Origin of the sequence: Salmonella sp. A7, assembly GCF_020181675.1 — a bacterium.
In the GTDB taxonomy this organism is placed as follows: Bacteria; Pseudomonadota; Gammaproteobacteria; order Enterobacterales; family Enterobacteriaceae; genus Salmonella; species Salmonella enterica.
In genome coordinates, this window is sequence record NZ_CP084001.1 from 909,046 (window position 1) to 931,924 (window position 22,879).

The 22,879-nt window shown below is 52.1% G+C and carries 18 protein-coding genes, 1 pseudogene and 1 CRISPR repeat array; of the genes and pseudogenes, 16 read left to right on the forward strand and 3 right to left on the reverse strand.

Annotated elements, in window-relative coordinates; translation table 11 throughout:
- The first annotated feature begins 483 nt into the window (after positions 1–483).
- The 7 genes from LCS67_RS04345 to LCS67_RS04375 all read left to right on the forward strand — a co-directional run bounded on the left by LCS67_RS04345 (position 484) and on the right by LCS67_RS04375 (position 7,821).
- Positions 484–813, forward strand: a complete 330-nt coding sequence (locus LCS67_RS04345; protein WP_000207010.1) for a YqcC family protein — start codon at positions 484–486, stop codon at positions 811–813.
- Entirely contained in the window at positions 813–1,595 is a 783-nt protein-coding gene (truC, locus tag LCS67_RS04350) for a tRNA pseudouridine(65) synthase TruC (RefSeq protein ID WP_000890034.1), read from the forward strand. Before LCS67_RS04345 ends, truC begins: the two co-directional genes overlap by 1 nt.
- An 18-nt stretch (positions 1,596–1,613) precedes the next feature.
- Entirely contained in the window at positions 1,614–2,063 is a 450-nt protein-coding gene (locus LCS67_RS04355) for a flavodoxin (protein WP_000807739.1), read from the forward strand.
- A 481-nt stretch (positions 2,064–2,544) separates the two neighbouring features.
- Positions 2,545–3,903 carry a galactarate/glucarate/glycerate transporter GudP gene (gudP, locus tag LCS67_RS04360; RefSeq protein WP_000097015.1) on the forward strand — a complete coding sequence of 453 codons (1,359 nt, stop codon included), beginning with the start codon at positions 2,545–2,547 and terminating at the stop codon, positions 3,901–3,903.
- Positions 3,900–5,240: an enolase C-terminal domain-like protein gene (locus LCS67_RS04365; RefSeq protein WP_000211804.1), complete on the forward strand. Its 1,341-nt coding sequence runs from the start codon at positions 3,900–3,902 to the stop codon at positions 5,238–5,240. Before gudP ends, LCS67_RS04365 begins: the two co-directional genes overlap by 4 nt.
- A 20-nt stretch (positions 5,241–5,260) precedes the next feature.
- Positions 5,261–6,601 carry a glucarate dehydratase gene (gene gudD, locus LCS67_RS04370; protein WP_000107113.1) on the forward strand — a complete coding sequence of 447 codons (1,341 nt, stop codon included), beginning with the start codon at positions 5,261–5,263 and terminating at the stop codon, positions 6,599–6,601.
- Between the two features lie 77 nt (positions 6,602–6,678).
- Positions 6,679–7,821 (forward strand): glycerate kinase, encoded by a 1,143-nt coding sequence (locus tag LCS67_RS04375; RefSeq protein WP_000706486.1) that lies wholly within the window; start codon positions 6,679–6,681, stop codon positions 7,819–7,821.
- A gap of 43 nt (positions 7,822–7,864) precedes the next feature.
- Here the strand turns inward: LCS67_RS04375 and barA are convergent, their stop codons facing one another.
- The gene (gene barA, locus LCS67_RS04380) at positions 7,865–10,621 is read right to left on the reverse strand and encodes a two-component sensor histidine kinase BarA (protein ID WP_000186400.1); all 2,757 of its coding nucleotides are present in this window, start codon (positions 10,619–10,621) and stop codon (positions 7,865–7,867) included.
- 57 nt (positions 10,622–10,678) lie between these two features.
- Between barA and rlmD the strand changes: the two genes are divergently transcribed.
- The 4 genes from rlmD to LCS67_RS04400 all read left to right on the forward strand — a co-directional run bounded on the left by rlmD (position 10,679) and on the right by LCS67_RS04400 (position 14,963).
- On the forward strand, positions 10,679–11,974 hold the full coding sequence (rlmD, locus tag LCS67_RS04385; protein WP_061377585.1) for a 23S rRNA (uracil(1939)-C(5))-methyltransferase RlmD: 1,296 nt from the start codon (positions 10,679–10,681) through the stop codon (positions 11,972–11,974).
- 51 nt (positions 11,975–12,025) lie between these two features.
- The gene (gene relA, locus LCS67_RS04390; protein ID WP_000226841.1) at positions 12,026–14,260 is read left to right on the forward strand and encodes a GTP diphosphokinase; all 2,235 of its coding nucleotides are present in this window, start codon (positions 12,026–12,028) and stop codon (positions 14,258–14,260) included.
- 84 nt (positions 14,261–14,344) lie between these two features.
- Positions 14,345–14,701, forward strand: coding sequence for a type II toxin-antitoxin system ParD family antitoxin (locus LCS67_RS04395; RefSeq protein WP_000480218.1), 357 nt, complete (start codon positions 14,345–14,347; stop codon positions 14,699–14,701).
- On the forward strand, positions 14,667–14,963 hold the full coding sequence (locus LCS67_RS04400) for a type II toxin-antitoxin system RelE/ParE family toxin (protein WP_001261199.1): 297 nt from the start codon (positions 14,667–14,669) through the stop codon (positions 14,961–14,963). Before LCS67_RS04395 ends, LCS67_RS04400 begins: the two co-directional genes overlap by 35 nt.
- Positions 14,964–14,981: 18 nt before the next feature.
- Here the strand turns inward: LCS67_RS04400 and LCS67_RS04405 are convergent.
- Positions 14,982–15,125: pseudogene (locus LCS67_RS04405) on the reverse strand (fimbrial protein SteA); the annotation flags it as partial.
- Between the two features lie 604 nt (positions 15,126–15,729).
- On the opposite strand from LCS67_RS04405, the gene mazG reads away from it, so the two are divergent.
- From mazG to LCS67_RS04430, 5 genes are all read left to right on the forward strand, one after another.
- Complete coding sequence (gene mazG, locus LCS67_RS04410; RefSeq protein WP_000210451.1) at positions 15,730–16,530, forward strand: nucleoside triphosphate pyrophosphohydrolase; 801 nt, start codon at positions 15,730–15,732, stop codon at positions 16,528–16,530.
- 227 nt (positions 16,531–16,757) lie between these two features.
- On the forward strand, positions 16,758–18,395 hold the full coding sequence (gene pyrG / locus LCS67_RS04415; protein ID WP_000210864.1) for a glutamine hydrolyzing CTP synthase: 1,638 nt from the start codon (positions 16,758–16,760) through the stop codon (positions 18,393–18,395).
- 82 nt (positions 18,396–18,477) lie between these two features.
- Positions 18,478–19,776, forward strand: coding sequence for a phosphopyruvate hydratase (gene eno, locus LCS67_RS04420; RefSeq protein ID WP_000036731.1), 1,299 nt, complete (start codon positions 18,478–18,480; stop codon positions 19,774–19,776).
- 135 nt (positions 19,777–19,911) lie between these two features.
- The gene (gene queE, locus LCS67_RS04425; RefSeq protein ID WP_001199956.1) at positions 19,912–20,583 is read left to right on the forward strand and encodes a 7-carboxy-7-deazaguanine synthase QueE; all 672 of its coding nucleotides are present in this window, start codon (positions 19,912–19,914) and stop codon (positions 20,581–20,583) included.
- A gap of 296 nt (positions 20,584–20,879) precedes the next feature.
- A CRISPR array of direct repeats spans positions 20,880–21,213; the repeat unit is 29 nt; unit sequence GTGTTCCCCGCGCCAGCGGGGATAAACCG.
- 97 nt (positions 21,214–21,310) lie between these two features.
- The gene (locus tag LCS67_RS04430; RefSeq protein ID WP_001207993.1) at positions 21,311–22,108 is read left to right on the forward strand and encodes an MBL fold metallo-hydrolase; all 798 of its coding nucleotides are present in this window, start codon (positions 21,311–21,313) and stop codon (positions 22,106–22,108) included.
- A gap of 87 nt (positions 22,109–22,195) precedes the next feature.
- On the opposite strand, the gene queD is transcribed toward LCS67_RS04430, so the two are convergent.
- Complete coding sequence (gene queD / locus LCS67_RS04435) at positions 22,196–22,558, reverse strand: 6-carboxytetrahydropterin synthase QueD (RefSeq protein ID WP_000108313.1); 363 nt, start codon at positions 22,556–22,558, stop codon at positions 22,196–22,198.
- Positions 22,559–22,879: the final 321 nt, after the last annotated feature.

Sequence of the window (22,879 nt, forward strand, 5' to 3'; positions counted from 1 at the left end):
CACTTTCATATGAAAATTTACTTAAGGTATTGTCTGTAGGTGTCTTGTAAGACAAGGTGAAACAGGCGATTCTATCTTCGTCGACAGGGAGTCGTACAACGAAGCGAACGTCAGGATGATGACGCTTCAGCAGGACACGCCAGGATGGTGTTACAAGGAAAGGCTTCAGGATGAAGCAAAGTGGAAAGCGCAGGATGCGTTAAAGGACACCTCCAGGACGGAGAACGAGAGCCGATCAGGATGTTCGGCGGGTCTGGATGACCAGGGACGCTTCAGGAAGAAGCTATCACATCGGGCGATGTGCGCAGGATGCAAACGTTCAGGATGAACAGGCCGTAAGGTCACAGGAAAAGTTGTCACGGATGAGCAGGGAGCACGAAAAGTAGCTGGAATGCTGCGAAACGAACCGGGAGCACTGTTTATACAGTGCTCCCTTTTTTTTGTTATTCTTCGCGCCAGATTTTCATCATTGAGGTTTTTAACATGACGACTCATGACCGTGTGCGTCAGCAGTTACATGCGCTTGAAACGCTGCTGCGCGAGCATCGCCACTGGCGGCTGGATGCGCCGCAGGCGCACCTGTTTACCAGCACCCAACCATTTTTTATGGATACCATGGAACCGCTGGAATGGCTGCAATGGGTATTGATCCCACGTATGCATACCCTACTTGATAATGCGCAGCCACTGCCCGAGGCGTTTGCCGTCGCCCCTTATTATGAAATGGCGCTGGCGGCGGATCATCCGCAGAGGGAGGCGATCCTGGCGGTTTTGCAGGATCTGGATGCGCTATTCGTCCGCGATAAATCCTGATGCTGGAGATCCTCTATCAAGACCAGTGGCTGGTTGCCGTGAATAAACCCGCAGGCTGGCTTGTTCACCGGAGCTGGCTGGATCGCGACGAAAAAGTCGTGGTCATGCAAACGGTGCGCGACCAAATCGGCCAGCATGTTTTTACCGCCCACCGTCTCGACAGACCCACGTCGGGCGTACTGTTAATGGGGCTGTCCAGCGAAGCGGGACGCCGTCTGGCGCAGCAGTTCGAGCAGCACCACATCCGTAAACGCTACCATGCCATTGTGCGCGGCTGGCTGATGGATGACGCGGTACTGGATTATCCGCTGGTGGAAGAGCGCGATAAAATTGCCGATAAATTCGCCCGCGAAGATAAAGCGCCCCAGCCGGCTGTAACGCAGTATCGCGGGCTGGCGACAGTCGAAATGGCGGTGCCGACCGGGCGTTATCCCACCACGCGTTATGGTCTGGTTGAGCTGGAACCAAAAACGGGACGCAAGCACCAGCTTCGTCGTCATCTGGCGCATCTGCGTCATCCTATCATCGGCGACAGCAAGCATGGCGATTTGCGACAAAACCGCAGCGCCGCAGAGCATTTTGCCTGTCGTCGCCTGATGCTTCATGCCAGTCGGCTTGAACTGACGCACCCCTTCACCGGACAGCCGTTGATGATTCAGGCCGGGTTGGATGAAACCTGGATGCAGGCGCTGACACAGTTTGGCTGGCGTGGACTTCTCCCTGACAATGAAAGGGTTGAGTTTACGGCGGCGTCCCGGCAGGATGAGACTCATCAGGCATAATTCAGGGAGATACGCATAATGGCGGAAATTGGTATTTTTGTCGGGACCATGTATGGCAACTCACTGCTGGTGGCGGAAGAAGCGGAAGCGATCCTCGCCAGACAGGGCCACAGCGCGACCGTGTTTGAAGATCCTGAACTGTCCGACTGGCAGCAATATCAGGATAAGGTTGCGCTGGTCGTTACCTCGACGACCGGGCAGGGCGATCTACCGGATAGCATTGCGCCGCTCTTTCACGGCATTAAAGATACCGTCGGTTTTCAACCAAACCTGCGTTACGGGGTGATTGCGTTAGGTGATAGCAGCTACCCCAATTTCTGTAATGGCGGCAAACAGTTTGATGCCCTGTTGCAGGAGCAAAGCGCGCAGCGGGTGGGGGAGATGTTATTCATTGACGCCAGCGAACATCCGGAGCCGGAGAGCCAATCCAATCCCTGGGTTGAAAACTGGGGAACTTTACTTTCCTGAGGTAAATCCCTCCCCCCTACGGGAGGGTACCTTTTCGTTTGCTTGCGTTGCCAGTAAGCAAAATCACGACCTGTACACAGTGTAAAGTAACTGAATCGTGTTAGCTTTGGGCATATGCCCGCAAAAGCGGCAGTTTTTTACGGGCGTTTTCATGTAATCAAGCGACCTGTTTCACATTCTTCTCCTTTTATTCCTCCTGCGTCGACGCCTGACGCCTTCTGATTTCATTTCCGTGAAGTGGCTTCCACTGTCCTGGGCTTTTGCCATAAACAGGCGTAATTCATCGCCGAAATACTGTGTTGTTGCACGGTGAGTGTGTGTGGCGCGCTTTTTATACTTCTCCTGCCAGTGAATAAAAGCATGCAGCGTGCAAAGCAAACGACCTAATAAAAGCTGCAACAAGGAAACGTTATCTCTGATTCCCTACCGGTTGTGCAGTTCAGAGTGAGCGTAGCTAACGCGAAATTTCAGGAGTGCAACAATGAGTTCATTAAGTCACGCGGCGAGTAGTGCGGAGAAACGCACGAACGCCCGCTACTGGATAGTGGTGATGCTGTTTATCGTCACATCCTTCAACTACGGCGACCGCGCCACATTGTCCATTGCCGGCTCAGAAATGGCCAAAGATATCGGCCTTGATCCGGTAGGCATGGGCTATGTTTTTTCTGCTTTTTCATGGGCCTATGTTATCGGGCAGATCCCGGGCGGCTGGCTGCTGGACCGCTTTGGTTCCAAACGCGTCTATTTCTGGTCTATTTTCATTTGGTCAGTCTTCACCCTGTTGCAGGGTTTTGTCGATATCTTTAGTGGTTTCGGCATTATTGTCGCCCTCTTTACGCTTCGTTTCCTGGTTGGTCTGGCGGAATCGCCTTCTTTCCCGGGCAACAGTCGCATCGTTGCAGCCTGGTTCCCGGCGCAGGAGAGGGGAACGGCAGTGGCCATCTTTAACTCCGCGCAATACTTTGCCACGGTTATTTTCGCGCCGATTATGGGCTGGCTGACGCACGAAGTGGGCTGGTCGCATGTCTTCTTCTTTATGGGCGGGTTAGGGATCATTATCAGCTTTATCTGGTTGAAAGTTATCCATGAACCAAATAACCATCCGGGCGTAAATAAGAAAGAGTTGGAGTACATCGCAGAAGGCGGCGCGCTGATCAATATGGATCAGAAAGACACCAAAGCGAAAGTACCGTTTAGCGTCAAATGGGGCCAGATCAAACAGCTGCTGGGCTCTCGTATGATGATTGGCGTTTACATCGGTCAGTACTGTATTAACGCATTGACCTATTTCTTTATTACTTGGTTCCCGGTCTATTTGGTCCAGGCGCGCGGCATGTCGATTCTCAAAGCGGGCTTTGTCGCCTCGGTTCCTGCGGTCTGCGGCTTTATCGGCGGCGTGTTGGGCGGCATCATTTCCGACTGGTTGATGCGTCGTACTGGCTCCCTGAATATCGCGCGCAAGACGCCGATTGTGCTGGGGATGTTGCTGTCAATGGTTATGGTGTTCTGTAACTATGTGAACGTGGAATGGATGATCATCGGCTTTATGGCGTTGGCCTTCTTCGGTAAAGGTATCGGCGCGTTGGGCTGGGCAGTAATGGCGGATACCGCGCCGAAAGAGATCAGCGGTCTTTCCGGCGGCTTGTTTAATATGTTCGGCAATATTTCCGGTATTGTGACGCCAATCGCGATTGGTTACATCGTTGGCACCACCGGTTCCTTCAACGGCGCGTTGATCTATGTCGGCGTACATGCCCTGGTGGCCATCATCAGCTATCTGGTGCTGGTAGGCGATATTAAGCGTATTGAACTGAAACCTGTCGCAGGACAATTATCATGACAACGCAATCCAGTCCCGTTATTACGGACATGAAGGTCATTCCGGTTGCCGGACATGACAGTATGCTACTCAACATCGGTGGCGCGCATAACGCGTACTTCACCCGTAACATCGTCGTCCTCACCGATAACGCCGGGCATACTGGCGTCGGCGAGGCGCCGGGCGGAGAAGTGATTTATCAGACGCTGGTCGATGCTATTCCGATGGTATTAGGCCAGGAAGTCGCCCGCCTGAACAAAGTGGTGCAGCAGGTGCATAAAGGCAACCAAGCCGCTGATTTTGACACCTTTGGTAAAGGCGCATGGACGTTTGAACTGCGGGTTAACGCGGTGGCGGCTTTGGAAGCGGCGCTGCTTGATCTACTGGGACAGGCGCTTAATGTGCCGGTCTGTGAACTGTTAGGACCCGGTAAACAGCGCGATGCCGTCACCGTGTTGGGCTATCTCTTCTATATTGGCGATCGCACTAAAACCGATCTGCCGTATCTGGAAAGCACGCCGGGCAGTCATGAATGGTATCGCCTGCGCCATCAGGAAGCGCTGAACAGCGACGCGGTCGTGCGGCTGGCGGAAGCGTCTCAGGATCGCTACGGTTTTAAAGATTTTAAACTCAAGGGCGGCGTGCTGCCGGGCGAACAAGAGATTGATACCGTTCGCGCGCTAAAAAAACGCTTCCCGGACGCGCGTATTACCGTGGATCCGAACGGCGCCTGGCTACTGGATGAAGCCATTGCGTTGTGCAAAGGGCTGAATGATGTACTGACCTACGCGGAAGATCCGTGCGGCGCGGAGCAAGGATTCTCTGGTCGTGAAGTCATGGCGGAGTTCCGCCGTGCTACAGGACTGCCGGTAGCGACCAATATGATTGCCACCAACTGGCGTGAAATGGGACACGCGGCGATGCTCAATGCGGTAGACATTCCTCTTGCCGACCCGCATTTCTGGACTCTCACCGGCGCCGTTCGCGTGGCGCAACTGTGCGATGACTGGGGGCTAACCTGGGGCTGCCATTCGAATAACCATTTTGATATTTCACTGGCGATGTTTACCCATGTCGGCGCGGCGGCGCCAGGCAAACCCACCGCTATTGATACGCACTGGATCTGGCAGGAGGGCGATTGCCGCCTGACTAAAAATCCGCTGGAAATTAAAAACGGCAAAATTGCCGTTCCGGATGCGCCAGGACTGGGCGTGGAGCTTGACTGGGAACAGGTGCGAAAAGCGCATGACGCGTATAAAACGCTGCCAGGCGGCGCGCGTAATGATGCAGGCCCGATGCAATACCTGATCCCCGGCTGGACTTTTGACCGCAAACGCCCTGTTTTTGGTCGTCACTAATTCTGAATAAGGACACAGTTATGAGTACTCAATTTACGACGCCTGTAGTGACTGAAATGCAGGTTATCCCGGTTGCGGGCCATGACAGTATGCTGATGAACCTGAGCGGCGCGCATGCCCCGTTCTTCACGCGCAACATCGTCATTATTAAAGATAACTCCGGTCATACCGGGGTCGGCGAGATTCCGGGCGGCGAAAAAATCCGCAAAACGCTGGAAGATGCGATCCCACTGGTGGTGGGAAAAACGCTGGGTGAATATAAAAATGTCCTGACCGCCGTTCGCAACCAGTTTGCCGATCGCGATGCGGGCGGACGCGGTTTACAAACGTTCGATCTCCGTACCACTATCCATGTGGTGACTGGTATTGAAGCGGCAATGCTTGACCTTTTGGGCCAACACCTGGGCGTCAACGTCGCTTCGCTGTTAGGCGACGGTCAGCAGCGCAGCGAAGTCGAAATGCTGGGTTATCTGTTCTTTGTCGGCAATCGCAAGGCCACGCCGCTGCCGTATCAGAGCCAGCCGGATGAGCAATGCGACTGGTATCGTCTGCGCCATGAAGAGGCGATGACGCCGGAAACGGTAGTACGTCTGGCGGAAGCCGCCTATGAAAAATACGGCTTCAACGACTTCAAACTGAAAGGCGGCGTGCTGGCGGGCGAAGAAGAGGCCGAGTCAATCGTGGCGCTGGCGAAACGTTTCCCACAAGCGCGCGTCACGCTCGATCCAAACGGCGCCTGGTCGTTGAACGAAGCGATCAGCATTGGTAAATACCTGAAAGGTTCTCTGGCCTATGCAGAAGATCCGTGCGGCGCGGAGCAGGGTTTTTCCGGACGTGAAGTGATGGCGGAATTCCGTCGCGCGACCGGATTACCGACGGCCACCAATATGATAGCGACCGACTGGCGTCAAATGGGGCATACGCTGTCGCTGCAATCCGTCGATATCCCGCTGGCGGACCCGCACTTCTGGACTATGCAAGGCTCTGTACGCGTGGCGCAAATGTGTCATGAGTTCGGTCTGACCTGGGGCTCGCACTCTAACAACCACTTTGATATTTCGTTGGCGATGTTTACCCATGTTGCCGCGGCGGCGCCGGGCAAGATCACCGCGATCGATACCCACTGGATCTGGCAGGAAGGCAACCAACGTCTGACTAAAGAACCGTTTGAAATTAAAGGCGGCATGGTGCAAGTACCGACCAAACCGGGGCTGGGCGTTGAGCTCGATATGGATCAGGTGATGAAAGCGCATGAGCTTTATCAAAAGCATGGCTTAGGCGCGCGTGACGACGCGATGGGAATGCAGTACTTAATTCCTGGCTGGACGTTTGATAATAAGCGTCCTTGCATGGTGCGTTAAGTCAGAGCCGGTTCCGTAAGGAACCGGTCCTTCTCTGGGTGTATGCTTAACAGGATCAACATGCGTAAGGACGACTTATGAAAATAGTGATCGCACCAGACTCGTATAAGGAAAGTTTGAGTGCTCTTGAGGTAGCGACCGCCATTGAACAAGGATTTCGCGAGATCTGGCCTGACGCCGATTACCTGAAATTACCGCTGGCTGATGGCGGAGAAGGTACTGTCGAAGCGATGGTTGAAGCGACGGCGGGTCGAATCGTGCATGTTGAGGTCACCGGGCCGTTGGGGCATCGCGTCAATGCGTTTTATGGGCTTTCCGGCGATGCGCGTTCCGCGTTCATTGAAATGGCGGCCGCCAGTGGGCTGGAGCAGGTACCGCCCGCGCAACGCGATCCGTTGAAGACCACATCATGGGGAACCGGCGAGCTGATCCGTCATGCGCTGGATGCGGGCGTTGAGCATATCATTATTGGTATCGGCGGTAGCGCCACCAACGATGGCGGCGCGGGGATGGTGCAGGCGCTGGGGGCCAGGCTACGGGATGCGCAGGGCAATGATATTGTGCAAGGCGGCATTGGGCTGGAAACACTCGCCAGCATTGATATTAGCGGCCTGGATAAGCGTTTGTCGGCGTGTCATATAGAGGTCGCCTGCGATGTCACGAATCCCCTTACCGGCAAAGAGGGCGCGTCTGCGGTTTTTGGTCCGCAAAAAGGGGCGACGCCGGAAATGATTGAACGCCTGGATACGGCATTGACTCGCTATGCGCATTTGATTGCCCGCGATCTGCATGTCGATGTGTTGGATCTGGCAGGCGGCGGCGCGGCAGGCGGCATGGGGGCGGCGTTATACGCGTTTTGCGGCGCGCAGCTACGGCGTGGTATTGAGATTGTCACCGATGCGCTTCATCTGGAAGCGTGTCTTGCGGATGCTGATTTAGTCATCACCGGCGAGGGGCGCATCGACAGCCAGACCATTCACGGTAAAGTCCCTATTGGCGTGGCAAACATCGCCAAACGGTATAACAAGCCGGTAATTGGTATTGCGGGTAGCCTGACGGCGGATGTTGGCGTGGTTCATGAACATGGGCTTGATGCCGTTTTCAGCGTGATTTATACCATCTGCACGCTGGAGGACGCGCTGAAGAATGCGAGTGAAAACGTACGAATGACCGCGCGCAACGTGGCTGCAACGCTGAAAGCGGGGCAACAGTTACGCTGAGTTATAGGCCGGATAAGGCGGTCACGCCGCCATCCGGCGAATATCATCCTAATATCTTCTTCGCTTCACGCGCAACATTATCCATCTCATCCAGCAGCTCCAGAAACTCAGGCTCCAGCTCCTCTTCGTGGACGCCGCTGCGAAGCTGTTGCTCAATAAGCTGGCAAAGGTTCTTCATCCGCGGTACGCCGCTATAGCCGCAGCTCCCGTGTAGCTTATGGACCAGATCGACCAAACCGTTGGGATTTTCTCCCACCAGTTGTTCTTCAATTTTGTTGCGCACTTCCGGCAGAAAATCAATCAGCATTTGCAGCATATCCCGTGCCAGATCGGGCTTACCGGCAGCCTGGCGGAGCGCAAGCTGCCAGTCGAGCGTTGCATTCGGATTGAAGATAAACTCAGCCGGTTCCGGCGCCATCAGGCGCGCTGCTACGTTGGCGCCAGGTTTATAGCGCAGCAACAGATTATGCAACTTCTCTTCTTCTATCGGTTTAGCCAGATAGTCGTTCATGCCCGCGCTGAGCAACTTCTCTTTTTGCCCGGCCATCGCATGTGCCGTAACGGCAATAACCGGTGTTTGCTGCTGATGAGGAAGCTGGTGAATTAACTCGCAGGCGCGTATGCCGTCCATATCCGGCATCTGAATGTCCATCAAAATCAGATCAAACTGCATTTGTTTCGCCCGATCCACCGCCTGATGTCCGCTATCACAAAGCTCTACGTGCTGGACTTTATCTTCCAGTAACGCGCCGATAAGCTTCAGATTGGCGGGATTATCATCAACCGCCATAACCGTCATGGTGATTTTACTGGTATCCATTAGCAGCGGTTCAGGATGGTGATTCAACTGGCAATATTCCGTCAGCGCTGGCAACAGGCGCGTTGACGTTAATGGTTTTAACAGACAGGCCGCCGCGCCTCCTTGTTTCAGCTTTTCGGCGTTAATTTGCGCATGGCAAGGTAGCGCCAGCAGTAGAAAGTCCGTCATTGATGCCGCTTTCGCCAGACGTTCATGCTGCATGGTGAGCGGCTCGCGGAAGGTCACCGGAACGCTCAAAATCATAATATCGTAGTGCGCTAACGGCAGCGCGGAGAAGGTCGGGCTGTAAACCACCTCCACCGGCGTGTCGCTCAGCAGATCCAGGGTACATTGCGCGGCGGTAGCATTCGGTTCGACATAAGCCAGCCGTTTTCCGGCCAGACATGCGGTCGACGGCCCGTCAATAATGACATTTGGGTTAAGATCAAGATTAATATGAAACCAGAAGGTCGAGCCGCGATTAGGCTGGCTGTGGAAAGAGATATCCCCGCCCATTTCGTTGACCAGCTTTTGTGTAATCACCAGCCCAAGCCCGGTGCCGCCGTGACGGCGAGAAATACTGGCATCGGCCTGGCGAAACGCCTGAAACAGTCGCGACTGGTCGCGTTCCGGAATGCCGATCCCCGTATCGCGGATCTGCACTTCAATCTGTACTTTGGTGTTACTGAGCGCCCGCTTTTCTACCAGAATGTCGATATTGCCACTCTCGGTGAACTTAATGGCATTGCCCACCAGATTAGTAATGACCTGTTGCAGGCGCAGCGGGTCGCCAATCACATTATCCGGGACGTCGTTTTTAATATTTAACGTCAACTCCAGCCCTTTATCATGCGACGAGTGGGCCAGCAGCGTAACCACTTCATCCAGCGTGTTGCGCAGTGGAAAAGGGATACTTTCCAGAATGAGCTTACCGGCTTCCAGCTTGGAGAAATCAAGCACGTCATTAATGATCGCCAGCAGATTATTCGCGGAACGCTCAATGGTGTTCAGATGGTCGCGCTGGGTGGGATTCAGCTCCGTTTTTAATGTCAGGCGGGTAAAGCCAATGACGCCGTTCAGCGGCGTTCGCAGTTCGTGAGACATGTTCGCCAGGAACTCCGACTTAATACGCGCCGCTTCCTGGGCACGCTTTTTCGCCAGATCCAGCTCAACGTTTTGGATTTCCATCTGCTCAAGGGTTTCACGCAGGTCCGAAGTAGCCTGATCGATATTATGCTGCATCTCTTCGTGATAGGCGGCAAGCGACATCGCCATGGAATTAATGCCGTTTTTCAGCATATCCAGTTCGCCCAGCATAAATCCTTCCACACGGCTATCCAGTTGTCCGCGGCGAATGCGGTCAACGGTATTCACCATATTACGGATAGGCCCGGTGACATCGCGCATAAGCCGCCAGCCAAAGATCAGCGCAATGCCAATACAAAAAAGCATCATCACGCTGGAGATAAAAATCTCTTTGTATTGCTGTAGCCTTACCGACTTGAGATCCAGTTCAAGCGCCACATACCCCAGCATATTTTTGGTATTTTTCGCGTCGGCAATGGCTGACTCGTCCGGCGAATAGCTCTCCGAGATAATCGGAGTGCGCAGAATCATAATATCGCCGTGGCGATCGACGCTCAGACGACGTGGAAACGGCGCTCCGGCGGGAAGCTGCATCTGTGAGGGGTCCAGATGGAAATTAGACGTTACAAACAGGCGGTTATGATCGTCATAAACGGAAATCGCCCGCACAATATCAGAGTGTCTGCGGTGCAGGACGCTAATAAGTTGGCCGATAGACTCCCGGTTTTGTAAGTTCATACCATATTCGCTGGAGACGGCGAGCGGTTCAATAATACTGGCGCCGGCATCTTCCAGTTGACGCTGCAGGTCGTTATAGCGGTGCACTACAAAAAAGATACTGAGCAGCAAACCTATCAGGACGGTCGGGGCCAGGATCAGAATCATCATGCGTGCGCGCAGGCTGTAGTTGGTCATGGAGTTCCGTTATGGGACAATTAGGGTCACACTGTTAAATTGAGAAAAAGCTGGTCGATGGCGCAATTCTACTCTGCAAAACGGCGCGTGACGACGCGTCAGATCATAACCGTTAAAGTCAATGACCTCGATTCATTTGGTCAGGGCGTAGCCCGTCATAACGGAAAGGCGCTGTTTATCCCCGGTTTATTGCCTGAGGAAAGCGCAGAAGTCATTATTACAGAAGATAAAAAGCAATTTGCCCGCGCACGCGTTTCGCGCCGTTTGAATGATAGCCCGGAACGAGAAACGCCGCGCTGCCCGCATTTTGGCGTCTGCGGCGGTTGTCAGCAACAGCATGTCAGCATCGCCCTGCAACAACGCAGCAAAAGCGCGGCGCTGGCGCGTTTGATGAAACACGAGGTGAATGACATCATCGCCGGCGAGCCCTGGAGTTATCGGCGTCGTGCGCGGTTAAGTCTGAATTGCCTGCCGGATAAACCGCTGCAAATGGGATTTCGCAAAGCGGGTTCCAGCGATATCGTCAATGTCGAACAGTGCCCTGTTTTGGCGCCCCAGCTTGAAGCATTGCTGCCCCGAATCAGGGCGTGTCTGGCGAGTTTACACGGCACCCGACATCTTGGGCATGTTGAGCTGGTACAGGCGGGAAGCGGTACGCTGATGATTCTGCGCCATACCGCGCCATTGAGTGCGGCGGATAAAGAAAAACTGGAACGCTTTTCGCATTCTGAGGGATTGTCTCTGTTTCTGGCGCCGTTTAGCGAGATACTGGAAACGGTATCTGGCGAGGCGCCCTGGTATGATTCGCACGGCTTACGTTTAGCCTTCAGTCCGCGAGATTTTATTCAGGTTAATGAGGCGGTAAACCAGCAAATGATCGCCCGCGCGCTGGAGTGGCTTGATGTGCGCGCCGAGGATCGTGTCCTGGATCTGTTCTGCGGAATGGGGAATTTTACGCTGCCGCTGGCAACGCGCGCGGCAAGCGTGGTAGGGGTTGAGGGCGTTCCGGCGCTGGTAGAAAAAGGCCGTGAAAACGCCATCCGCAATGGTTTACATAATGTGACATTCTTCCATGAGAACCTGGAGGAAGATGTCACGAAGCAGCCGTGGGCGAAAAACGGCTTTGACAAAGTCTTACTCGATCCTGCGCGTGCGGGGGCTACAGGAGTGATGCGACATATTATAAAATTAAAACCTATTCGCATTGTTTATGTATCCTGTAACCCGGCGACGCTGGCGCGCGATAGTGAAGCGCTAGTCAATGCGGGATATGAGGTTACGCGTTTAGCGATGCTCGACATGTTCCCGCACACAGGACATCTGGAATCAATGGTTCTGTTCGAGCGCATGTAATGATTACCGGCTTACCGACTTCGGTAGGCCTGGTCCCTTAAGGAGAGGACGATGGTCGCGGTAAGAAGTGCACATATTAATAAAGCTGGTGAATTTGATCCGAAGAAGTGGATCGCAAGCCTGGGAATTTCCAGCCAGCAGTCGTGTGAGCGCTTAGCCGAAACCTGGGCGTATTGCCTGCAACAGACACAAGGACATCCGGATGCGGATCTGTTGCTGTGGCGTGGCGTGGAGATGGTAGAAATTCTTTCCACGCTGAGTATGGATATCGACACGCTGCGGGCGGCGCTACTGTTCCCTCTGGCCGACGCCAACGTAGTCAGCGAAGATGTACTGCGCGAAAGCGTCGGCAAATCTATCGTGACCCTGATTCATGGCGTGCGCGATATGGCGGCGATCCGTCAGCTAAACGCCACTCATAACGACTCTGTTTCTTCGGAGCAGGTTGATAACGTCCGTCGAATGTTATTGGCGATGGTGGATGATTTCCGCTGCGTGGTGATCAAACTGGCCGAGCGAATCGCTCATTTGCGCGAAGTGAAAGAGGCGCCGGAAGATGAGCGCGTGCTGGCGGCGAAAGAATGTACCAACATCTATGCGCCGCTCGCTAATCGTCTGGGCATCGGGCAACTGAAGTGGGAACTGGAAGACTACTGTTTCCGCTACCTGCATCCGGCGGAATACAAACGCATCGCCAAACTGCTGCATGAGCGCCGTCTCGATCGCGAACATTACATCGAAGAGTTTGTTGGACATCTGCGCGCCGAAATGAAAAACGAAGGCGTGCAGGCGGAAGTCTACGGACGACCAAAACATATTTATAGCATCTGGCGCAAAATGCAGAAAAAGCATCTGGCGTTTGATGAACTCTTTGACGTGCGCGCCGTGCGTATTGTCGCTGAACGTCTGCAGGACTGCTATGCCGCGTTGGGGATAGTGCATACGCACTATCGCCACCTGCCGGATGAATTCGATGATTATGTCGCTAACCCGAAACCGAACGGTTACCAGTCTATCCACACCGTGGTCCTGGGGCCGGGCGGTAAAACCGTTGAGATCCAGATCCGTACCAAACAGATGCATGAAGACGCCGAACTGGGCGTGGCGGCGCACTGGAAGTATAAAGAAGGCGCCGCGTCCGGCGGCGTGCGTTCCGGCCATGAAGACAGAATTGCGTGGCTGCGTAAGCTGATCGCCTGGCAGGAAGAGATGGCGGATTCCGGCGAAATGCTGGATGAAGTGCGCAGCCAGGTGTTTGACGATCGGGTCTACGTTTTTACGCCAAAAGGCGACGTGGTTGACTTGCCTGCCGGATCTACGCCGCTCGATTTTGCTTACCACATCCACAGCGATGTCGGGCACCGCTGCATCGGCGCGAAAATTGGTGGGCGTATTGTGCCATTCACCTATCAGTTGCAGATGGGGGATCAGGTTGAAATTATCACTCAGAAGCAGCCGAATCCCAGCCGCGACTGGCTGAATCCAAACCTGGGCTATGTGACGACCAGCCGCGGACGCTCGAAAATTCACGCCTGGTTCCGTAAACAGGACCGTGACAAAAATATCCTGGCTGGACGGCAGATCCTCGACGATGAGCTGGCGCATTTGGGGATTAGCCTGAAAGAGGCCGAGAAACATCTGCTGCCGCGCTACAACTTTAATGAGCTGGAAGAGTTGCTGGCGGCGATAGGCGGCGGCGATATCCGTCTTAATCAGATGGTGAATTTCCTGCAATCGCAGTTCAATAAGCCGAGTGCAGAGGAGCAGGATGCAGCGGCGCTGAAACAGCTTCAGCAAAAAACATACGCGCCGCAAAATCGTCGTAAAGACGACGGGCGCGTGGTGGTAGAAGGCGTGGGTAATTTGATGCACCACATTGCCCGCTGCTGCCAGCCGATTCCGGGGGATGAAATTGTCGGCTTCATTACTCAGGGGCGGGGGATTTCCGTGCACCGGGCCGATTGCGAACAGTTGGCGGAACTGCGCTCACATGCGCCGGAGCGGATCGTAGAGGCGGTATGGGGCGAAAGCTACTCGGCGGGATATTCGCTGGTGGTGCGCGTCCAGGCCAACGATCGCAGCGGTTTATTGCGTGATATCACCACCATTCTGGCTAACGAAAAAGTCAACGTGCTGGGCGTCGCCAGCCGCAGCGACATTAAGCAGCAGATCGCCACCATTGATATGACCATCGAGATCTACAACCTGCAGGTGCTGGGCCGCGTGCTCGGTAAGCTGAACCAGGTGCCGGATGTGATTGATGCCCGTCGTTTGCACGGGGGGTAAACCCCAGACAGTAATAATGTAGCGGCTTTGCTACTCGTTCAGCAAAGCCGCATTAACCAACCCCATAAGCATGAGATATGGGGTATGTTTTTGACGTACATTTCATTTCCGGTGTACTCTTATGTAAGATTTATACTTACAGTGGAGGCTGTTATGGCCAGAACAATGACCGTTGATCTTGGCGATGAACTGCGCGAGTTTATTGAATCGCTCATAGAATCAGGTGATTACAGAACACAAAGTGAAGTGATCAGAGAGTCTCTTCGTCTGCTGAGGGAAAAACAGGCCGAGTCACGACTTCAGGCGTTACGTGAACTTCTGGCTGAAGGTCTGAACAGCGGAGAGCCCCAGGCCTGGGAAAAGGACGCCTTTTTACGGAAGGTCAAAACAGGGATGATCAAACCCGATGAGAACGGTAAAATTAACGCCAAAGGCCAGTGAAGATCTGGAAAATATCTGGCATTACGGCTGGCTGTATTTTGGCGAAATACAGGCCGATCGATATATTAATCATCTATCAGAAATATTCAGCATCATGAGTGCCAATAACATTGGCACGCCTCGACCTGAACTGGGTGAATACATTTATGCCTTACCGTTTGAAAGGCATATTATCTATTTTATACAATCAGTTACGGAAGTTATCGTGATACGTATTCTGAGCCAGAATCAGGATGCTGGTAAGCATGTAAATTGGTTATAGCCTTTTTATCTAAAAAACAAGTGTGATTGAGCAGGGGGAATCAACAATATTACCAAGGAAAGTAACCTTTGCTGTGTTGCTACCCGCGGCTTGAGCGCCGGAGACAATTCCCATAACTAAAGATGCAGTTACTGCCAGTTTACAAAAATGAGATGACTTCATCGTGTTATCCTTAATTAACGTATTTTATGGCAGCATTTTGTACGCGTATACCAAGGGATATGCGGCATAGAGCCATGCTGCGGGCTTTGGGTAAAAAATAGGTCATAATAAAAATATTATATTTCTACATTTTTATGAGTGTATTCTTAAGGGCTGAATGATCGTACAGGCTCATAAAATATTATATGTAATACTTTCAATATGTTTATTTCATGTATGTTCCAGAAAAAACAAAAAAAGTGGTCTTTTTTGGATATTAAACTGGCGTGCATGCTACTCGTTTTTCCGTAAAAGTGAAATAATTTATTTTTTTGAAAGGGAAGGCTCTTTGGGGGGGGCTTATAGCGTTTGCATAATTTTTTTTGCTTAATTGATGTTATTTATAATGCCTGGTACAAATATCTGTTTTTTTAATAAGTTAGTTATATGATTATTATATTGTTGTGTATCGATTAATAATTTTAAAATTATACGGGAGAGGTAGCGTTCAACACCTGTTAACAATATATTTTATTATATAGGCGTTGCCGTAGTGTCTCTGTGCGTGAATGGTTAAGAATAATACGTTACAATTGTCGCTAGTATTTACAACCGATTAAAAACCATGACAACTAACCATCAAATTGACCGTCTTCTCACCCTCATGCAGCGCCTGCGTGACCCGGAAAACGGCTGCCCGTGGGATAAAGAGCAGACCTTCGCCAGCATCGCGCCTTATACGCTGGAAGAAACCTATGAAGTACTGGATGCTATTGCGCGTGAGGATTTTGACGATTTGCGCGGCGAACTGGGCGACCTGTTGTTCCAGGTGGTGTTTTACGCGCAGATGGCGCAGGAAGAAGGCCGCTTCGATTTTAATGATATCTGCGCTGCCATCAGCGACAAGCTGGAGCGCCGCCATCCGCATGTTTTTGGCGAGCTTTCCGCGGATAATAGCGAAGAAGCATTAGTTCGCTGGGAGCAAATCAAAACGGAAGAGCGCGCGCAAAAAGCGCAGCATTCCGCGCTGGACGATATTCCGCGCAGCTTACCGGCCTTAATGCGCGCGCAAAAAATCCAGAAACGGTGTTCAAACGTGGGCTTTGACTGGACGACGCTGGGACCGGTCGTCGATAAGGTCTATGAAGAGATCGATGAGGTGATGTTCGAGGCGCGGCAGGCGGTTGTTGATCAGGCTAAACTGGAAGAGGAAATGGGCGATTTGCTCTTTGCCACGGTCAACATGGCGCGTCATTTAGGTACGAAAGCGGAGCTCGCTTTGCAAAAAGCGAACGATAAATTTGAACGTCGTTTTCGCGAAGTTGAACGTATTGTCGCAGCCAGAGGCCTGGAAATGACCGGGGTGGACCTGGAAACAATGGAAGAAGTTTGGCAGGAAGTAAAACGCCAGGAAATTGATCTCTAAAGGTTTTAGGCGGTCAAGAGCGATTTGTGTGATTTTTTAAATAACAAGCGCTTGATTTACGTCAAAAACATTTACCTCAAAGGGGCTATTTTCTCCCTCCCTGTGTGAATGTCAGCCTGACGAAGAGGAGGAATAATGAAAGTTTGTGGCGTAGGTCATGTTCGGGTATACTGCTTTCCCGTCCTGGTTATTCCATCGTCTTTTAAACCTAACTTCTCAGGTTCCGCATGACAACGAACTATATTTTTGTGACCGGCGGGGTCGTATCCTCTCTGGGTAAAGGCATTGCCGCAGCCTCCCTCGCAGCCATTCTGGAAGCCCGTGGTCTCAACGTGACCATCATGAAACTGGATCCGTACATCAACGTTGATCCGGGTACTATGAGCCCAATCCAACACGGGGAAGTGTTCGTTACTGAAGACGGCGCTGAAACCGACCTGGACCTGGGGCACTACGAGCGTTTCATCCGCACCAAGATGTCTCGCCGCAACAACTTCACGACTGGCCGTATCTACTCCGACGTTCTGCGTAAAGAACGCCGTGGCGACTATCTGGGCGCAACCGTACAGGTAATCCCTCACATCACTAACGCGATTAAAGAGCGCGTGCTGGAAGGCGGCGAAGGCCACGATGTGGTACTGGTGGAAATCGGCGGTACCGTCGGTGATATCGAATCGCTGCCGTTTCTTGAGGCGATTCGTCAATTGGCGGTAGATATCGGTCGTGAACACGCGCTGTTTATGCACCTGACGCTGGTACCTTACCTGGCGGCTGCGGGCGAAGTGAAAACTAAACCGACTCAGCACTCCGTGAAAGAGCTGCTGTCTATCGGTATTCAGCCCGATATTCTGATTTGTCGTTCCGACCGTGCGGTTCCTGCCAACGAGCGTGCAAAAATTGCATTGTTCTGTAATGTGCCGGAAAAAGCCGTTATTTCAATGAAAGATGTCGATTCCATTTATAAAATTCCGGGCCTGTTGAAATCTCAGGGGCTTGATGATTATATTTGTAAACGATTCAGCTTGAACTGTCCGGAAGCTAACCTGTCTGAATGGGAACAGGTCATTTACGAAGAAGCGAACCCGGCAGGCGAAGTGACTATCGGCATGGTCGGCAAATATATTGAACTGCCGGATGCCTATAAGTCGGTGATCGAAGCGCTGAAACACGGTGGTCTGAAAAACCGCGTTACCGTCAACATCAAATTGATCGATTCGCAAGATGTTGAAACGCGCGGCGTCGAAATTCTGAAAGATTTGGACGCTATCCTGATCCCCGGCGGCTTCGGCTATCGTGGCGTTGAAGGTAAAATCGCCACTGCGCGCTATGCGCGTGAAAACAATATTCCTTATCTGGGCATTTGCCTGGGGATGCAGGTTGCGTTGATTGAGTTCGCTCGTAACGTGGCCGGCATGGACAACGCCAACTCAACGGAATTTGTGCCAGACTGTAAGTACCCGGTTGTGGCGTTAATTACCGAGTGGCGCGATGAAGACGGTAACGTTGAAGTCCGTAGCGAGAAGAGCGATCTGGGTGGCACCATGCGCCTGGGTGCGCAGCAGTGCCAACTTAGCGATGACAGTCTGGTACGTCAGTTGTACGGCGCGTCGACGATTGTTGAACGTCATCGCCATCGTTACGAAGTCAACAATATGTTGTTGAAACAAATTGAAGCAGCGGGTCTGCGTGTCGCAGGCCGTTCCGGTGATGATCAGTTAGTCGAGATCATTGAGGTACCGAATCATCCGTGGTTCGTGGCCTGTCAGTTCCATCCGGAATTTACTTCCACGCCGCGTGATGGACATCCGTTGTTCGCCGGCTTTGTTAAAGCCGCCAGCGAGCATCAGAAACGTCAGGCGAAGTAAAAAAGTTAGAACAGCGGTGCACCCTAAGCGGTGCACCGTTTGTCTGAAGTTTTAGTTTAACTAGTGACTTGAGGAAAACCTAATGTCCAAAATCGTTAAAGTCATCGGTCGTGAAATCATCGACTCCCGTGGTAACCCGACTGTTGAAGCTGAAGTACACCTGGAAGGTGGTTTCGTAGGTATGGCGGCAGCTCCGTCAGGTGCTTCTACTGGTTCCCGCGAAGCGCTGGAGCTGCGCGATGGCGACAAATCCCGTTTCCTGGGTAAAGGCGTAACCAAAGCTGTTGGCGCGGTTAACGGCCCGATCGCTCAGGCTATTTTTGGCAAAGACGCTAAAGACCAGGCTGGCATCGACAAAATCATGATCGACCTGGACGGTACTGAAAACAAATCTAACTTCGGTGCAAACGCCATTCTGGCTGTCTCTCTGGCTAACGCCAAAGCTGCTGCTGCCGCTAAAGGTATGCCGCTGTACGAGCACATTGCTGAACTGAACGGCACTCCGGGCAAATACTCCATGCCGGTTCCGATGATGAACATCATCAACGGCGGCGAGCACGCTGACAACAACGTCGACATCCAGGAATTCATGATCCAGCCGGTTGGCGCGAAAACGGTTAAAGAAGCCATCCGTATGGGTTCTGAAGTTTTCCATCACCTGGCAAAAGTGCTGAAAGGCAAAGGCATGAACACCGCTGTGGGTGACGAAGGCGGCTATGCGCCGAACCTGGGCTCCAACGCGGAAGCACTGGCTGTTATCGCTGAAGCGGTTAAAGCGGCTGGTTACGAGCTGGGTAAAGACATCACCCTGGCGATGGACTGCGCAGCATCTGAATTCTACAAAGACGGTAAATACGTTCTGGCTGGCGAAGGCAACAAAGCGTTCACCTCCGAAGAATTCACCCACTTCCTGGAAGAACTGACCAAACAGTACCCGATCGTTTCCATCGAAGATGGTCTGGACGAGTCTGACTGGGACGGTTTTGCATACCAGACCAAAGTACTGGGCGACAAAATCCAGCTGGTTGGTGACGACCTGTTCGTAACCAACACCAAAATCCTGAAAGAAGGCATCGAGAAAGGTATCGCTAACTCCATCCTGATCAAATTCAACCAGATCGGTTCTCTGACCGAAACTCTGGCTGCAATCAAGATGGCGAAAGACGCTGGCTACACTGCTGTCATCTCTCACCGTTCTGGCGAAACTGAAGACGCTACCATTGCTGACCTGGCTGTTGGTACCGCTGCAGGCCAGATCAAAACCGGTTCTATGAGCCGTTCTGACCGTGTTGCTAAATACAACCAGCTGATTCGTATCGAAGAAGCTCTGGGCGAAAAAGCACCGTACAACGGTCGTAAAGAGATCAAAGGCCAGGCGTAATCCTGCTTTTACCTCTTAACGTATAAACCCGCTTCGGCGGGTTTTTTTGTATCTGTTCAATAGCGCAGCCGCTGTGCATGACCGGGCAGACGAAATCTGCAATAATTAACGATTATCCCCTTAACAGAGAACGCTATGCAGTACCCGATTAACGAGATGTTCCAGACCCTACAAGGCGAGGGTTATTTTACCGGCGTCCCCGCTATTTTTATTCGTTTACAGGGATGTCCGGTCGGCTGTGCCTGGTGTGATACCAAGCATACCTGGGATAAACTGAGCGATCGGGAAGTGTCTCTGTTCAGCATTCTGGCAAAAACCAAAGAGAGCGACAAATGGGGTGCTGCGAGCAGTGAAGATCTGCTGGCGGTGATTAATCGTCAGGACTATACCGCGCGTCACGTTGTCATCACCGGTGGCGAACCCTGCATTCACGACCTCATGCCGCTCACCGATCTGCTTGAAAAGAGTGGTTTTAGTTGTCAGATTGAAACCAGCGGGACGCACGAAGTGCGCTGTACGCCCAATACCTGGGTCACGGTTTCACCAAAAGTGAATATGCGCGGGGGATATGACGTGCTTTCCCAGGCGCTGGAGCGCGCCAATGAAATCAAGCATCCCGTTGGGCGAGTTCGTGATATTGAGGCGCTGGATGAACTGTTAGCCACGTTGAGCGATGATAAACCGCGCGTGATTGCTTTGCAGCCCATTAGCCAGAAAGAAGACGCGACGCGTCTGTGTATTGAAACTTGTATTGCACGTAACTGGCGTTTGTCGATGCAAACACATAAATATTTAAATATTGCCTGATGCATTACTAATCTTACAGACGGCCTGCCGATGCCGTCTGTGACTCATCCATTACCTTGCATTGTTTATTTTCTCTATGTGAATTTCGATGAGTGTATAAAAGCGCTGATAAATTTTTCCATAGCGATGCACGGATCACGCTATTTTGGTAAATTTAAAGAAAAAATCATTCTATGAACTTTTTTGCATCAAAATCAGCAAATTAGCTGTTCTTTAATAATTTAAATTGTTGCGATTATGTTGGTGGAATGTGGTGCTGACAAAAAGTAGTTTATAAACAATGATATACGTTTAGTGTGTTCCCCGCGCCAGCGGGGATAAACCGCGTTTTCTCCGGAAAACCGCTACAAATACTAAGTGTTCCCCGCGCCAGCGGGGATAAACCGAGTTTGCCGGAGGCGTCCGACACTGGCGAAAAGTGTTCCCCGCGCCAGCGGGGATAAACCGCGGCCTTCGTAACGCGTGGGAAGAGGCACGAAGTGTTCCCCGCGCCAGCGGGGATAAACCGCAGATACGTATTTTGATCACCTGCTGCGGCCTGTGTTCCCCGCGCCAGCGGGGATAAACCGGGGATCGCGCTGGCGGTCGCATCCGTTGCCGTGTGTTCCCCGCGTCAGCGGGGATAGCCGTTGCATAATCATAATCTGTGTACCAGTAATGGCTGCTACAAACCTGTAAAGTAAAAAGGCCGCGTTTTCCCGGGGAGGCTTTTATACAGGAGAAGGCCATGGCGTTAAGGATCAGGGTATTGCTCGAAAATCATAAGGGAGCTGGAGCGGATAAATCATTGAAGGCCCGGCCAGGATTAAGCCTGTTGGTCGAGGATGAGTCTACGTCGATCTTGTTCGATACCGGCCCTGATGACAGTTTTATGCAAAACGCGTCGGCGATGGGGATCGACCTGTCCGATGTGTCTGCTGTGGTGCTTTCGCATGGTCATTACGATCATTGCGGCGGCGTGCCGTGGCTTCCTGATAACAGTCGAATCATCTGCCATCCCGATATTGCGCGTGAACGTTATGCGGCAATGACTTTTCTCGGTATTACCCGAAAAATAAAAAAATTGTCATGTGAGGTGGACTATTCACGCTACCGAATGATGTACACGCGTGACCCCCTGCCGATTGGCGAAAACTTTATCTGGTCAGGGGAAATACCGGTGGTCGCGCCTGAAGCCTACGGCATTTTTGGCGGCCACAATGCGGAGCCGGACTCTATTTTGGATGAGGGCGTACTGATTTACCAATCGGCAAAAGGATTAGTCATCATTACGGGATGCGGGCATCGGGGGATCGCAAATATTGTCCGGCACTGTCAGAACATTACCGGTATAAAGCGGATTTACGCGCTTGTCGGCGGATTTCATCTCCGCTGCGCATCACCGTTCACGATGTGGCGAGTCAGGCGCTTTCTGCAAGAACAAAAACCTGAAAAACTATGCGGTTGTCACTGTACAGGGGTCTGGGGGCGGTTGTGGCTACCGGAAATAACCGCACCTGCAACTGGTGATGTGCTGCGCTTTTAACACCGCGCTGGACAATGTTTTCACTGATAAAACGTCGTGTGAATAGGCTGGAATCAATTTGCCATCCAGCCCACGCGTTAATAAACCTTATTCGCCGCGATAGACGCAGCCGGCTGTACAGGTCTCTTTCACCATCACGGCGCTCAGTAGCGGCACGACGGGCTTAACCTGATCCCAAATCCATTTTGCCAGCACTTCGCTGGTGGGATTGGACAGCCCTGGAATATCATTCAGATAGTAGTGATCAAGACGATCGTAAGTAGGTTTAAACGCCGCTTTGAGATCCGCGAAATCCATAATCCAACCGGTATGCGGATCGACTTCACCGGTAATTTCGAGACGCACCATAAACGAGTGTCCGTGCAGGCGGCCGCACTTATGCCCTTCAGGCACGTGAGGCAGGCGGTGAGCGGCTTCAAAGGTGAAATCTTTATACAACGTGGTGGACATGATGAACTCTCAGGCAATAAAAAAACCGCCGTAGGGTACCGGAAAGCGCATTTTTTATCATTAACTAAAACCATTCTCCGCCTTGTGACGGGCAATTAATTTAAGAATTTCCAGAAAATTTAATAATTATCAATTAATTATAAAATCGATTTTGGCGTTAATAACGATAACTAAAACAGGTTAGTTCATTTGGTTATTTGTTATTTCCAACCCTTCTTTAATTGTTATTCCTCTCACCGTTACCCTTATCCTTAGTTTGGGATTTATCGCTTATACACTTCATCCTTCAAGCCGCATCTGTGTTGACTGCGTTTACTCACC